Origin of the sequence: Bacillus sp. MUM 13 (assembly GCF_001866725.1) — a bacterium.
Taxonomy (GTDB): Bacteria; Bacillota; Bacilli; order Bacillales; family DSM-1321; genus Peribacillus.
Genome location: NZ_MLYQ01000026.1, coordinates 1 through 13323, shown reverse-complemented (window position 1 = coordinate 13323; position 13323 = coordinate 1). Strand labels below are relative to the sequence as shown.

Annotated in this window: 15 protein-coding genes and 1 pseudogene; 6 read left to right on the top strand and 10 right to left on the bottom strand. The window is 36.6% G+C overall.

The features are described from left to right. Positions 1-48 precede the first annotated feature (48 nt). The 3 genes and pseudogenes from BIV59_RS08060 to BIV59_RS08055 all read left to right on the top strand — a co-directional run bounded on the left by BIV59_RS08060 (position 49) and on the right by BIV59_RS08055 (position 1554). Entirely contained in the window at positions 49-360 is a 312-nt protein-coding gene (locus BIV59_RS08060) for a hypothetical protein (RefSeq protein WP_071350959.1), read from the top strand. Positions 361-666: 306 nt separating this feature from the next. Continuing rightward, positions 667-981 (top strand): annotated as a pseudogene (locus BIV59_RS22755) (transposase); the annotation flags it as partial. A 69-nt stretch (positions 982-1050) separates the two neighbouring features. Beyond that, positions 1051-1554 carry a DinB family protein gene (locus BIV59_RS08055; protein ID WP_071350958.1) on the top strand — a complete coding sequence of 168 codons (504 nt, stop codon included), beginning with the start codon at positions 1051-1053 and terminating at the stop codon, positions 1552-1554. Positions 1555-1753: 199 nt separating this feature from the next. Here BIV59_RS08055 and BIV59_RS08050 read toward each other — a convergent pair whose 3' ends face one another. The 4 genes from BIV59_RS08050 to BIV59_RS08035 form a co-directional block, all read right to left on the bottom strand. Next, on the bottom strand, positions 1754-2980 hold the full coding sequence (locus BIV59_RS08050) for an MFS transporter (RefSeq protein WP_071350957.1): 1227 nt from the start codon (positions 2978-2980) through the stop codon (positions 1754-1756). After that, on the bottom strand, positions 2977-4023 hold the full coding sequence (locus BIV59_RS08045) for an ArsR/SmtB family transcription factor (RefSeq protein WP_083392089.1): 1047 nt from the start codon (positions 4021-4023) through the stop codon (positions 2977-2979). Before BIV59_RS08045 ends, BIV59_RS08050 begins: the two co-directional genes overlap by 4 nt. 173 nt (positions 4024-4196) lie before the next feature. After that, the gene (locus tag BIV59_RS08040) at positions 4197-5207 is read right to left on the bottom strand and encodes an aldo/keto reductase (RefSeq protein ID WP_071350977.1); all 1011 of its coding nucleotides are present in this window, start codon (positions 5205-5207) and stop codon (positions 4197-4199) included. Positions 5208-5747: 540 nt separating this feature from the next. After that, on the bottom strand, positions 5748-6050 hold the full coding sequence (locus tag BIV59_RS08035; RefSeq protein WP_071350956.1) for an ArsR/SmtB family transcription factor: 303 nt from the start codon (positions 6048-6050) through the stop codon (positions 5748-5750). A gap of 400 nt (positions 6051-6450) precedes the next feature. Between BIV59_RS08035 and BIV59_RS08030 the strand changes: the two genes are divergently transcribed. Beyond that, positions 6451-7647 (top strand): chromate transporter, encoded by a 1197-nt coding sequence (locus BIV59_RS08030; RefSeq protein WP_071350955.1) that lies wholly within the window; start codon positions 6451-6453, stop codon positions 7645-7647. Between the two features lie 155 nt (positions 7648-7802). Here BIV59_RS08030 and BIV59_RS08025 read toward each other — a convergent pair whose 3' ends face one another. Together BIV59_RS08025 and BIV59_RS24015 are read right to left on the bottom strand one after the other, a co-directional pair. Beyond that, entirely contained in the window at positions 7803-8450 is a 648-nt protein-coding gene (locus BIV59_RS08025; protein ID WP_071350954.1) for a 2OG-Fe(II) oxygenase, read from the bottom strand. Positions 8451-8595: 145 nt separating this feature from the next. After that, complete coding sequence (locus BIV59_RS24015; protein ID WP_276205133.1) at positions 8596-8745, bottom strand: JAB domain-containing protein; 150 nt, start codon at positions 8743-8745, stop codon at positions 8596-8598. A 485-nt stretch (positions 8746-9230) separates the two neighbouring features. Between BIV59_RS24015 and BIV59_RS08015 the strand changes: the two genes are divergently transcribed. After that, positions 9231-9929: a VIT1/CCC1 transporter family protein gene (locus BIV59_RS08015; RefSeq protein ID WP_071350952.1), complete on the top strand. Its 699-nt coding sequence runs from the start codon at positions 9231-9233 to the stop codon at positions 9927-9929. A gap of 309 nt (positions 9930-10238) precedes the next feature. Here the strand turns inward: BIV59_RS08015 and BIV59_RS08010 are convergent, their stop codons facing one another. Further along, entirely contained in the window at positions 10239-10757 is a 519-nt protein-coding gene (locus BIV59_RS08010) for a cysteine hydrolase family protein (protein WP_071350951.1), read from the bottom strand. 113 nt (positions 10758-10870) lie between these two features. Continuing rightward, positions 10871-11125, bottom strand: coding sequence for a hypothetical protein (locus tag BIV59_RS08005; protein ID WP_071350950.1), 255 nt, complete (start codon positions 11123-11125; stop codon positions 10871-10873). A 250-nt stretch (positions 11126-11375) separates the two neighbouring features. On the opposite strand from BIV59_RS08005, the gene BIV59_RS08000 reads away from it, so the two are divergent. Continuing rightward, positions 11376-11825, top strand: a complete 450-nt coding sequence (locus tag BIV59_RS08000; RefSeq protein ID WP_071350949.1) for a YfmQ family protein — start codon at positions 11376-11378, stop codon at positions 11823-11825. A 101-nt stretch (positions 11826-11926) separates the two neighbouring features. On the opposite strand, the gene BIV59_RS07995 is transcribed toward BIV59_RS08000, so the two are convergent. Further along, the gene (locus BIV59_RS07995) at positions 11927-12796 is read right to left on the bottom strand and encodes a permease prefix domain 1-containing protein (protein ID WP_071350948.1); all 870 of its coding nucleotides are present in this window, start codon (positions 12794-12796) and stop codon (positions 11927-11929) included. A gap of 2 nt (positions 12797-12798) precedes the next feature. Next, entirely contained in the window at positions 12799-13134 is a 336-nt protein-coding gene (locus tag BIV59_RS07990; RefSeq protein ID WP_071350947.1) for a PadR family transcriptional regulator, read from the bottom strand. Between the last annotated feature and the right edge of the window lie 189 nt (positions 13135-13323).

Genomic DNA, 13323 nt, shown 5'->3' with positions numbered 1-13323 from the left:
GTCAAATCGTTTTTAGGTTAATCTTTATTCATAGAAAAGGGAGAGTGTATGAATAAAATTGTATTACTGGTTATATATTGGTTTATTCTAATTTTTTCCTTTTCGGCAAAAGTATCAGACCGTCTTATATTATGGGTAAATCCAGATATAGTTTCAACATCGGATGAAAGAATATTTTATACTTTCATCCCTGTTTCATTAAATTTTATAGTCTTATTTTCACTTAGAAAAAAGGCAATTAAGACCCTTTCTATTAGAATAATGTTTACCATAAATGCACTTTTCTTTCTTTATTATTTTTACTGCCAATTTATTTGGGATGCAGGAGAGTGGCAGTTGTTTCAGGACTCACTTGTTTAAAAAACGAGGAAACTCAAACCAAATAGTTACCCCTTTTCGATCATTAAACAAAACTCTTAACCTTTAGAGAGATTACTAAAAATGTCGTTTGAATAAAGGCTGATTTCCGCTTCAGGATGCTCGCTCCAATCAACCTCATTAAATAATGAGGCACCATTTGTCTGTCATTCTTCCAGAGTCCTCTATTTTAAATAATGGCTCTGTTAAAGGTAAAGGTTGATTTTTGATACCTTTCCGAATTCTTGATATAATCAATACAAGAACATATATTCTGGCGTTATCAAGGTGAGCAAAGCGTTTAGCAACTTGTTAAAGTATATCGACAAATTACCACCTACAAAAAAAAGCACAAGTTTACCGTTCGGTTTGGAAAATATAATGGTCGGCAACGGTATCGCTGTAAGTGTTGTAACAAGAATTTTACTGACACAACCAATACCCTGTTGTACCGCACTCGGAAGGGTAATAAATGGATTGCCATTGCTGAATGTATGTTCAAAGGACATTCATTGCGAAAATTGGGTGAAATCGTAGGGGTAACTTGTGTTTCGCTTTTAGAGACACAAACTGTTAAACACCTTAAAACAAACCGAACTAACAAAAATTAGTAATGAAGGAATATCGAAAAAACGAACGAATGTTTTATAATATATTAAAATCATAGAAATGTTGAATATGGAGGTATTGTATATGTATGTAACGATTGCAGATTTTATTAGAGAATGGAATAGTGAGGCAGCGCTAACTCAAAAGGTTTTGGAAGGTTTAACCGATGATTCCTTGAAACAAAAGGTTTACCCAGAAGGACGGACTTTGGGAAGAATAGTCTGGCATTTCACAACAAATATTCCAGAATATTTAGCTCATTTTGGATTGAGAGTGGATGAAGCGGAAAATAAAGGGGATATTCCAGCCTCAGCAAAAGAAATTGCTGAAACCTTTAACCATATAAGTTCTTCTGCAATCAAAGTCATTGAAGAACAATGGACAGATGAATCTTTGAAGGAAGTGCAAACTGCATTTGGCAGAGAAGAAACAAATGCTCAAATTTTATTAGGACTAATTAAGCACATTGTTCATCATCGTGGACAAGTTACAATTCTTATGCGTCAAGCAGGACTAAAACCTTATGGGGTTTATGGACCGCCAAAAGAAGATTGGATTCACTTAGGTGTAGAAAATCCACCACTTTAATATATTATTACGAACAAGTTTGTTAGTAAAGGAATGGGAAACCCGTTAGATATAGGGTTTCCCTTAATTTTGACCGATTATCAGCATTGTAGTTTAACAGAGCCTAAATAATACATCTGCCTGGATTCCATCAGCTCGATATCTCGCACAAGTATATCCCCCTTCATACATACCTATTTAACTTGTGCCTTCTGTTTTATTAACTGAGTTTTTGCGTTTTAGCATCAAGGAGATTGTTTTCTTTTTCTCCAAACGCAGAAAAAAAATAAAATAAACCAGGCGCTGCAATTAGGGTTCCAACAATTAAATAGATTTCTCTGCTGCTGAAATGGATAAATTGTGATGAGGCGAAAAGGATTCCTAGTGGTGTGGTCATTCTAAAAAACAAGAATCTGACCGCACTTAATTGTGATAAGCGCTCCCTGGGTGCTTCTTTTTGAAAAATTGCTGCACTATGTGCATTGAAGAGAGGAAACAGCGTCCCGCCAAATAATTCACATAACCAGGCAAACGGAGTTAGATGTACAAAAAAGAGCAGTATAAATGATACACCTCCACCAGCTAACCCCAAATACATAATTTGATTATTCCGTGGCACCTTACGGAGTAATAACGTACCTAATGCATAACCAACAGAAAAGCAGCCTGAAAAGATAGCATATTCCCATGCCCCTCCCTTTAGTTCGCCTCTGATAAATGGAACACTTAATACCATCGATGCCCCGACAGCAAATTGAACGGAAGAGGATAAGAAAGTAAGTCGTACCAGTTTTGGTTTCTGAAAAAAGATTTTATAACCGACCTTCATTTCTGCCCACCAAAATTTTTTAGTCCAAGCTGGAACTCGTTGATTCCGCTTTATTTGAATACGGGATAATGATAAAAAGCTTATAAAGAACATCATGGCAGAAATCAAATGGATGTATTGCATAGGCAGAATAATTAAAAGCAGAGAAGTGATTCCCGGTGCAATAAAGCCCATCAGTCTTAGTGTACCATCAAGCAATCCATTTGCTGCGGCAAGCTCGTCTTCTTTGCAAATATCAGGCAGCAAAGAGAATGCTAAGCTGGCATAGATAGGCTGCAATAACCCCAATATGCCTTGTAATAAGACAAGTCCTGTGATTGCCACTGTATTTGAGCAAGCCCAATAGCCTAAAATCGGGAGCGTATAAGAAATCGAACGGATTAACTGGATGTTTTTTAGCATTTTTCCTTTTTCAACATGGTTAAGAAATGGGGAGCTGACCATCTGAAGCAGTAAAGAAGGGATATAGTACACGAGCCAGAGTATTCCCATCCATTCTTTAGAACCGGTAATTTCATATAATACAAGGCCGTTAATAATTGCTCCTGCAGCACCGCCAAATTCCGAAACTATTTCTCCAGCCCATAACGCTTTAAAAGCCCTGGAGGATTTTTTCATATTTGACCTCCAAGATATTCTGTCAGCAGTCCTGAAAAAGTTTGGATTTGATTAATATCCGCATAATATATTCCTTTTTCTGCTTTAATAAATTTTGCTGCCTTCAACAATGACAATTGATGATGCAGTGTCGTTTTTGACATGTTGAATTGGCTGCTTAAATCTTGGAGTGATAGCGGACCCTTTACCAATTGATAGAGCAATTTCAAGCGGAGATCATCGCCTAACGCCTTATGACCCTTAATTAAATGACTTGAAGGGACACCAGCGTCCAGGAGGTATTTATCGTTTATTGGGTAAAAGAAAATCTTTGTTTCTGGTGATCTGAGTGTCAATACCCAAGGACGGTATGAGACATGAGGAACCAATTTCACATTCCAAACGGATGGTTCTGGAGTATATATAATTCCATTTGTAATTTGTTCAATCTGTTGGATAGGATTATCCACTTTTAAGGAACTGTATTGTTTTTGCTCAAACTCAAGAGCTTGTATCCATTTTTTCCACTCCTCAAATTGACTTACCCACTGGTGCCAGCCATTCACGACCTCTATTAGCAAATCACAGGTTTCTTCAAATGAATATTTTCCGAGAAAGCGTATGTATTCTCCTAGATATTCATGATCTTTAAAAATAACCGCATATTTTTCAAAAGCTTCAGGATCATGAAAATCCCTCAAGGTTTCCCTTCTCAGTGGTTCACTCTCCCGGTTCTTATAAGGCAACAGTATTTTGTAGAATTTAGATGCCGTCATGTCAGCGAGACTGTGCGAAAAATCTTGAATAGCGGGTGAAGAAAATTCATCTTGAAGCATAATAAGTGCGTACCAGAAATTTGTCATTTCTATCGTTTTTAAATGTCCCCTTAAGACTTCTGACATTTTAGCTTCCTCTAAAACCCACTGTTCATCTAAATCAAATGTATGTCTAAGTTTTTCATGAGTAAAACCTGAAATCCCAAGTATAGTTTCCCATACGGAAGAAAATTCAACTGATAGATTTACTTTTTCGGCAGCATCCGACATCTGGTAAAGCTGTTTCAATACGATTCCTCCAAAATTTCGATTTACTAAATTCTAATATATACGAATCCATAATTCAATATATTTTGAATTATTAGTTATATTTTGTTTTGTTCATAGCTTTCTTTTATAGATGCAAAAAAAGGAGTGTCTCTAAATGGAACCAGAGACACTCCTTTCACTTTACTCTACTTTTATTTACCGCTGATTGGCAGCGGTGCATGTGGTGCTATCAGTTTTTGTTCACGCATTTCTTCCCAGAATGCTGCCGGGATTACAGTGTTCAATGCCTCTTTATCTTCTGTGATCCGCTCAGGACGGCTAGCTCCAGGAATGACAGCAGCAACTGCTGGATTAGCCAATGAAAATTGTAAAGCAGCAGCCTTAATGCTGATTTGGTGACGATCTGCAATGTTCTTGATTTTCTCAACTTTGGCCATGATTTCCGGTGATGCTTTTTGATATTCAAAGGTTGTACCTCCAGCAAGTACACCTGAACTGTATGGACCGCCGACAACAATATCCATATTGTGTTTTACTGCATCAGGCATTACCCGCTGCAGGGCACGTTCATGGTCTAATAATGTGTAACGCCCAGCCAGCAAGGATACATCTGGCTTTGCTTCTTCCAAGTCCAGCATTAGTTCAATCGATTCTGCCCGGTTTACCCCGAGTCCCCAGCCCTTAATTACTCCTTCTTCACGTAAACGTGTAAGCGCACGGAATGCACCTGTCCGGGCAATTTCAAATTGAGAAATCCATTCATCACCATAGAAATCCTGTGCTACATCATGAATATAAACAAAGTCCAGATAATCTGTTTTTAAACGTTTCAAACTATCCTCGATAGAGCGAAGGGTTGCATCCGCGCTATAGTCATTGATGATTTTATTCTTACGGCCGAATTCAAAGAGTCCCCCTTTTTCTCCCAAATCACGTCCAGATGGCTCTTCCAATTCATCGGAAATAATCCGGCCCACTTTTGTACTTAAAATGTAATCATCACGTTTTTTTTTCGACAGTGCTTCACCAAGACGAATCTCTGCCAATCCAGATCCATAAAGCGGAGCTGTGTCAAAGTAACGGATGCCGCTTTCCCAAGCAGCTTCCACTGTTGCGATTGCTTCTTCGTCTGGAATATCACGATACATATTTCCTAGTGGTGCAGAACCAAAACCAAGTTTACCCTTTAAAATGTTTTTCATTTGCATATTTATTACTCCTTTTTATATTAGGTTAGAGTGCTTTTATGATGGAGAACAATATCTCTTTATTTAAACAAAAGTTTATTATTAAGTATGATTCATTTCTTTAAAAACGTTACATTGTACTCACCTCCTTTATTTGCCTGAAAAATGATAAAAGAAGTGGATTTTATATGAAGTCATAATGACGATTCAATGCCATAAAAAAAGGCTCTTTCCTTCAAGATTGTTGTTTTAATATGTTCTGTGAAGCAATCCCTTTGTTAAACCGGGTTGATTGGAGTGTAAGGTGCGGGACTCCTGCAAAGCGAGCATCCTGGAGCGGAAATCAATCCCTTGTTCCATAGAAGCAAAGTTTACGAAAACAGCCTAAAAAAAGACTTTGATTACTTCTATTGTATTTACCATTACAGGTGTTAATAAACATAAATCGTCATTTCGTATAATAACGATATGTTATTATAAAAAAAAGAAATCATGCATGCAAGGAACTTATGAATTACAGAATAACATTGAACATGCTCTATGCGTCATTAGCTCTTATATTTCATGTTCAATGATTTCTTTAAGCTGGTTAAAAGCATCTTCATTCCTTTTATAATACGTCCACTTTCCGTGACGTGCTGTTGTCACAAGTCCGGCACGATACAGAATGGAAAGATGCTGAGAAGCCGTTGATTGTGTAACATTCAATTTTTCATGGAACTGTGTCACACACACCCCTGCTTCTTGAAAATCCCTCATTTCTTGTGAAGAAAAATGCTTCTCCGGCTCTTTTAACCATTCTAAAATCTGCAGTCTTGTTTCATTTGATAATGCTTTGAAAATGTCAATTGGTTTCATGGTTTTTATTATTTTTAAAGGCTCTTTTCTTAAATATTGTTGTTTTTTAATGGATCACGCAGTTAAACCGGGTGGCTTGGAGCATAAGGTGTGAGACTCGAAGACAAAATTGATTATAAACCTATACACTCAAAAGAAAAGTACGCACTTTAAAGTAATATAGGCACCAAAAAGTAATCATGATGGCTGATTGAACAACCCTATGTTTCTCGAATAACTTCAGCTTAACTTGTGAACCAGGTACTAGTGATTGTTAAGTATATTAATGAATGTAAAGATTTAAGATATTGCAGCTTAATTCCTTTAATTAATGGTATACTCATGGCAAAATAATTCCTCGGTTTTGAATCAACCTTTGAAGAGGACATATGAACCCAAATACTAGTAAAGGACGAAAACTGTGAAAAGGAAAAATGAGAATAAAGGTCTTAAGTCACTATTAGAAATTCTTTTGGTTTCAGGCAGGCTTGGTTTAACATCTTTCGGGGGACCAATTGCACACCTTGGCTACTTTCATAATGAATATGTACAAAGAAGAAAGTGGATGGATGAGAAAAGTTATGCTGATTTAGTGGCTCTATGCCAGTTCTTGCCTGGTCCAGCCAGCAGCCAAGTTGGTATTGGAATCGGAGTTATACGGGCAGGAATTTTGGGGGGATTAGTTTCTTTTATTGGATTCACACTCCCCTCTGCTGCAGCACTGATTCTTTTCGCAATCATACTCCGCGGGCTGAATGTGGGGGATGCAGGCTGGATACATGGTTTAAAAATTGTAGCCGTGGCAGTTGTTGCACATGCCATATTGGGAATGGCGAAAAACCTGACTCCTGATCTAAAAAGAAAAACGATTGCTTTATTTGCATTAGTTGGAACGCTGATCGTGCAAACAGCATTGACTCAAGTCTGCGTTATAATCATTTCTGCATGGATTGGCTTTCTTCTTTATAAAAACCATACTGATAGCAATGATAAAAAAATCCAGTTTCCGATATCTAAAAGATTCGCAGTTATTTGTTTAATTCTGTTTTTTGGTTTACTGTTTCTTTTACCAATATTGAGAGATGTAACCTCTTTAAAGTGGATTGCGATGTTTGATAGTTTTTATCGTTCGGGTTCCTTAGTTTTTGGCGGCGGACATGTCGTTTTACCATTACTTCAAAATGAATTGGTCCCTTCTGGATGGCTAAGCAAGGATGAATTTTTAGCAGGATACGGTGCTGCACAAGCCGTTCCTGGCCCGTTATTTACATTTGCTGCCTACCTTGGAGCAGTTATGGGCGGGTGGCGGGGCGGAATCCTCGCAACAATTGCCATTTTCCTGCCGGCATTTTTGCTCATACTTGGTTCATTGCCATTTTGGGATTCATTGCGCCGCAATCCGAAAATAAAAGGAGCGTTAATGGGAGTAAATGCTGCAGTTGTCGGGATTTTAATTGCAGCATTTTACCAGCCAATATGGCTTAGTTCAATACTTGCTCCAATCGATTTTGCTTTTGCAGCTATCCTTTTCAGCATGCTGGTATATTGGAAACTGCCGCCATGGGTCATCGTTGTGACTGGGGCAGTTGGAGGGGCCCTTATGGCACTGATCTTATAGACATTCTTCAAAAAAGCAAACTGGAAAATTCCAGTTTGCTATTTCTTTTTATTATCAATTAAATTATCAAGTTATTACTTTTGAAAAAGAGATTTAAGCCAAGAGGAAAACACCAATTGGGATTCAGCTTCAATCGGTACTGGATTTTTAGTTCGCTATCTTAATTTTTGTCGTCTCATCCATTGGGTGGCTACCCATTTTTCACCTTGTATAACAGGAGCTCCTCCATGAAGGGTCAGTTCGTTTAGTGTTTGATCATTGTAGAAATACTCGAAATAGACGGCCAGTCCCTTTTGAGGTGTTACAGAAAAGTTCAAGTTAGGGAAAAATGTTTCCCCGCCTTCTTCCACGTCATTTAAGTAGATTATAAGTGTACTAATCCTGTTATTTTGAGCGGCTTTGCTAGTGGAGGAAAAAAAATCGTAATGGGGTTTATATTCTTGCCCAGGCTTATAGTTCAGGATTTGAATGCCGTCGCTATTTTCATTGGGAATACCCATGATAGATGTTATTCTCTTTTCAACCTTATCAATGATATCGCTTTCATTCTTTTCAAAAAACATACCGCTGCTTGTCCGTATTTCATTTATGCTGCTATCAGCACCTATTTTTGAGCGCTGAATCCTGGCTTTAGATAACTGGATGAGTTCATCGCATTCTTCGTAACTCAGGACATTTCCCAAAACGACAACCAATGGTTCCTCAAATCTGGCAAGGATGCGGATTTCTCTGTCTTCCGTTTGAATTCTGTTTCCCGTATGGCCAAAAATGGTCTGCTCTTTCGTATTAGTATCCGTTGTCACTTTAACAGCTCCTAGTTTCTAAAGGTTAATTGTGGACATTATACCATATATAATATAAAAATAGAGTTCTACAATTCTCAACTTCACTAAATCTCTCTACTCTCTCTGTTTCAACAAAAACATTAATTTACTTCCTCATTTCCTTCTATAACCCTTTTAGGCTGACATGCTTACCTGTATGGCTGACAATCACATGGTCAAGTACATCAATACCGAAAATCCACCATGCTGCTGCAAGTCTTTTCGTGACCTCTATATTTTCTTTGCTTGGTGTGGAGGCTGCGTTGGTTAGCAATTGAATGTAGTTATATCCCTTATATGATAAGAACAAACACTCCGTATTTGGCAAATAAATAATACTGTTTACCCCATTATGTCTTTTGAATGAAAAAAGCTGAAAATATGCATCATAAGAATAAAAACTTGCATATTTTCAGCTTATGGATAATTTGGGATAATTGACAAACCTATACTCTCAGCGTTACGATTCATAAAAAAGTTCAGGAGGTCCATCTGGTGCTTTCACTGGCTTCATTGAATTGGTTGATGACCTTGTAAAAAAGTTTGAATTATACAAACTTGCGGATCAATTAAGCCTTCACTTAGAAGGTTTTCTTCAAATTGTCGATGCTGTTCAATTAATTTGGTTTGCAACATTTTAACAAGGTGATATAGATTTAACAGCCATTGGTCATAAATTTGCAGAAGCAAGTGTACTTGAACCAGAAGAAGTAGCAGCTGAATGATTTATTGATAAACAGTTAAATTGGAGGTGAAAAAATGGCTCAATACCTGCATCACGCAGAAGAACATTTTTCTGGTTCTGACTTCATTCGAGATGTTGTCATTGGTATGTCAGACGGATTAACCGTACCCTTTGCATTAGCTGCTGGTTTGTCTGGTGCTGTTGATACAACAACATTAATTCTCACTGCCGGAGGAGCTGAAATTGCAGCAGGGTCAATTGCAATGGGACTTGGCGGATATTTGGCAGGAAAAACAGATGCGGAACATTACGAAACTGAACTTGCCCGTGAACGGCGCGAAGTAATAGAACTACCAGAGTGTGAAGAAGAAGAAGTATCTGATATTTTCAAGGAATATGGGCTTGAAGAAGACCAAATCAAATCGATTATTGAAACCATGAAAAAGAACCCTGAAAAATGGGTGGATTTTATGATGAAATTTGAATTGGGTCTAGAAAAGCCGGAGCCGACAAGAGCGAGAAACAGTGCAATTACCATTGCTATTTCTTATATTGTCGGAGGATCGATCCCCTTATTTCCATATTTTATCTTTCATAAACCTGCAACAGCATTAATTGTTTCTGTAATTGCAACACTTATTGCATTACTGATTTTTGGATATGTAAAAGGAAGGTTTACAGGTACTTCTCCGGTAAAGAGTGCTTTTCAAACAATGATTACTGGAGGACTTGCTGCAGCAGTTGCATTCGGTCTAGCAAGAATTCTCACCTGACCGCCTGATTTTTGTAAGTGGTAAACGATAAAACATGCATCCCTGCCTAATGGTGGGGGTCATTTTGTCTGGATGTAATGGATACTTGCAAAGAAGATGTATAACCTGGAAAATTACCCTATCTTACATTAAAAATGCATATAAACTCCTTCCCGAACTAAATGAGCTCTAATATACAAACTCTTGATAGAAAGGAGAAATTTTCATCTGGAATACTTCATTATCATTTCCGAAAATTGTAAACAGTAGCACTACTTCTTTAACAAACGCACCAATAGATAAAGCACATTTTTTGGATTCAGTTATGTATTAAAATATAATCTCTGTGCTAGGAATAACATTTGCAAACCAGCGTAATACAGAATTATGATGGTTAATAATTTGTTGGGCAGTAATTTCATCGGAACTCCATGTACTATGTGCATCAGAAGCTAAAGTGACTTGATATCCAGCACTTAACGCCCTCCTGCATGTTGTATCGACGCACGCCTCTGTTTGAATGCCCGTTATAATTAAATGCTCAATACCCCGTGTTTTCAATTCATTCTCTAAAGCGGTTTTAAAAAACGCATCTGGCGTTGTTTTTTGTATAATAACATCTTGGTTCCGTGGAGAAATATTGGGGTGAATTTCCCATCCCTTTGTTCCATATTCCAGAGGATGTCCAACAGGCCCATTATGCTGGATATAAAAAATAAAAGCTTTTGCCAAACGCGCTTGATTTATTAAACGGTCAATATTTTCAAGCAGGCTAACACTCTTATATACTTCGTTACCTACATTGAACATTCCATTTTGTACATCAATAATTAATAATGCTTGCTTCATTATTATCTTCCCCTTAATCAAACGCCAATGCAGGTTTTAGATAACAGCCTGAATTGTTAGACCATCAAAATTCATTTTTTTCGCTTTCGCTTGATCAAATGATTACCAGTGTTTCATGATGACCTGAGTTTTGACAGTATGTTTTGTGCCTTGTGCTGATCTTCTTTTTTGACATAGAAATCATATATGGCTGTAGTGCGTGTGTCATTTATATACTGCTCTCCACTGGCCGGCCGATTGCCTGAATTGCTTTTAACCTTGTAGCGCAGGCCTTCGCTTTGAAAACTCTGAGCAGTTTTGAAGTATTGCTCATCGCCTACTGCTGTATAAACGAGTACCTTGTTAAATAAAAAATCGAACATCCCCACACTCACACTTCCCTCTGAAAATAGTCAGCCAAAAAATGGTGTACATATACTATTCTTTTTCCGCAATAAGAATTCCTTTTTTTAACAAATTATTTCTAATCTCTGTAACCTATTCAGCCCTTTCCTTCAGCCTCTTCCATTTTGCCTTCATGAACTTTTTGTGACAAATTTCACATATTATTGTATTACAAAAATGGTAGGCATATTATAAATATGATATCAATTTAAAACATTACGGAGATGATAAAGTATGACTGGACTTGCTTTGGTTTTGACCATTCTCTTTGGACTATTAAAAATATTGATTTCCTGTCTTCCTTCCGATTCAGTGAAATGGATTATAGGCAAGTATGAAATGCATGCAAAGCTTAATGCTGAAAATACTGTCGTGACCTATGAAGATAAACGCATTGAAGGCGAAGAGGCAAATCAAATCATAGATACTTTTAACAACGGTATATTTTTAGAACAATATTATATATTTCCTGGAAATGAACAAATGTTTTTGCATCCGGAAAACGGCGTAACTCCATTAGTCATTGACACAAAAAAAGGCAAAAAAGATGTAAAGCTGTTTTTGTTCAGCTACAGTGACCATGTAGATGTAGTCAAACAGTATAAAAAGAAAACAATTTCCTATAGCCTGCGTTCCGCTAAGCTCCAAGAACGCTCTATGCCATTAACAGCGGAAATCGTTTGATGGATATATGAAAGGCCGTCTTTTTTGATTAAAATATCACAAGAAATAGCAGCTGAATAAATCAGCTGCTATTTTTAGTTTTCGAATGTATAAATCTTTGCTTAATTCATTACATCTTTTAACTGTCTATTTTGTTTCCTCAAGCTCAACCAAACCACACCTAGAACGATAAATAAAGAAAAGAATAAAATTGGCAACTGGTAAAAAGACCAAATACTAGGTCCATAATATTTTAATTGATGATACTTTTCAATCGTCTTTTCATAAGATTTTTTGTATTCATATTGAACAATCCATTTTCCATTTGCCTCGATGACAGTTCCTAAATCATACTCGTTCGGCACAATTTGTTCTTTATCTTCAACAACATCACCATTTCCAATTACAATAGCCGCTTTTGAATATTCGATTGGGAAATGTGTGTCAGGTCCTTTTTTCACTTCTTCATTATCTTTTAACCAACTTCCTAATTCAGAGGCAGGAAAAACAGCTACTAAATTCAGTTTATCTTGGTACTTTTTAAAAACACCCAGTACTTGTTCTTTTTCTTTTTCCGTCACTTTATTTGAAGTATCCAATACATCAAATACATCATTCATGATAGTATCTTTTTCTTGTTCAGCCACTTTAATGTTATTTATATCTTCGTTATGTTGCTTTACTTCTGAGAATGAAGTAAAGAGAAAGAAAATACCCAACAATAAAAATATAAGTGCAAATGATAAAACATAATTAGTAAATTTCTTTTGGACTTTGAAAAACTCGGATAATCCTTTTACAATTTGGTTTTTACCTCCGAAGTTTTCAATTGCTATACGGATTGCTTCTTCTTCAGTTTTTCCTTTGTTTGTTAAGTCTTCAACAGCTTCTAATAAATGTGAACGCATTTCTTGTTTTAAATCTTCAATATCCCGCTTATCACCAGCAACATCTTTATAAATAGAATTTACATATTTATCTATCTGTTTCAAGGCTATTCTCCCCCTTCGATGAATGTATCTATAATTTTTTTAACAAATTTCCATTCCTTTCGCTTTTCTTTAAAGCCTTCTTCCCCTAATGGTGTAAGTTTATAATATTTTCTTCTTCCTCCTGGTCCTTGTTCATCGCCCCAGTAAGAAGAAATCCATTTGTTATTTTCTAATCGCTTTAATGACAAATACAGTGTACCTTCTTTAAGTTCAAACTGTTCCTCACTTTTTTCACGAACTAATTTTGCTAATTCATATCCGTACATATCCCTGTTATGTAATAACGATAAAATTAATGTATCAATATGACCTTTTAAAACCTCTCTATTAATCTCCAAACTTTTCCACCTCCTTATTTATTTATAAAATATATTACCTAATAATGCAAGGTATTCTTAAAATAGTTATAAAAAAATCATCCTTCTTTTAGGATGATTTTTTCCAATGTAAAACTTTGCTGAAATGTTTCCCTGACAATCTATTCGTTAAATTTCTGCTTACATTTATCCTCTCGCATGATATGATGC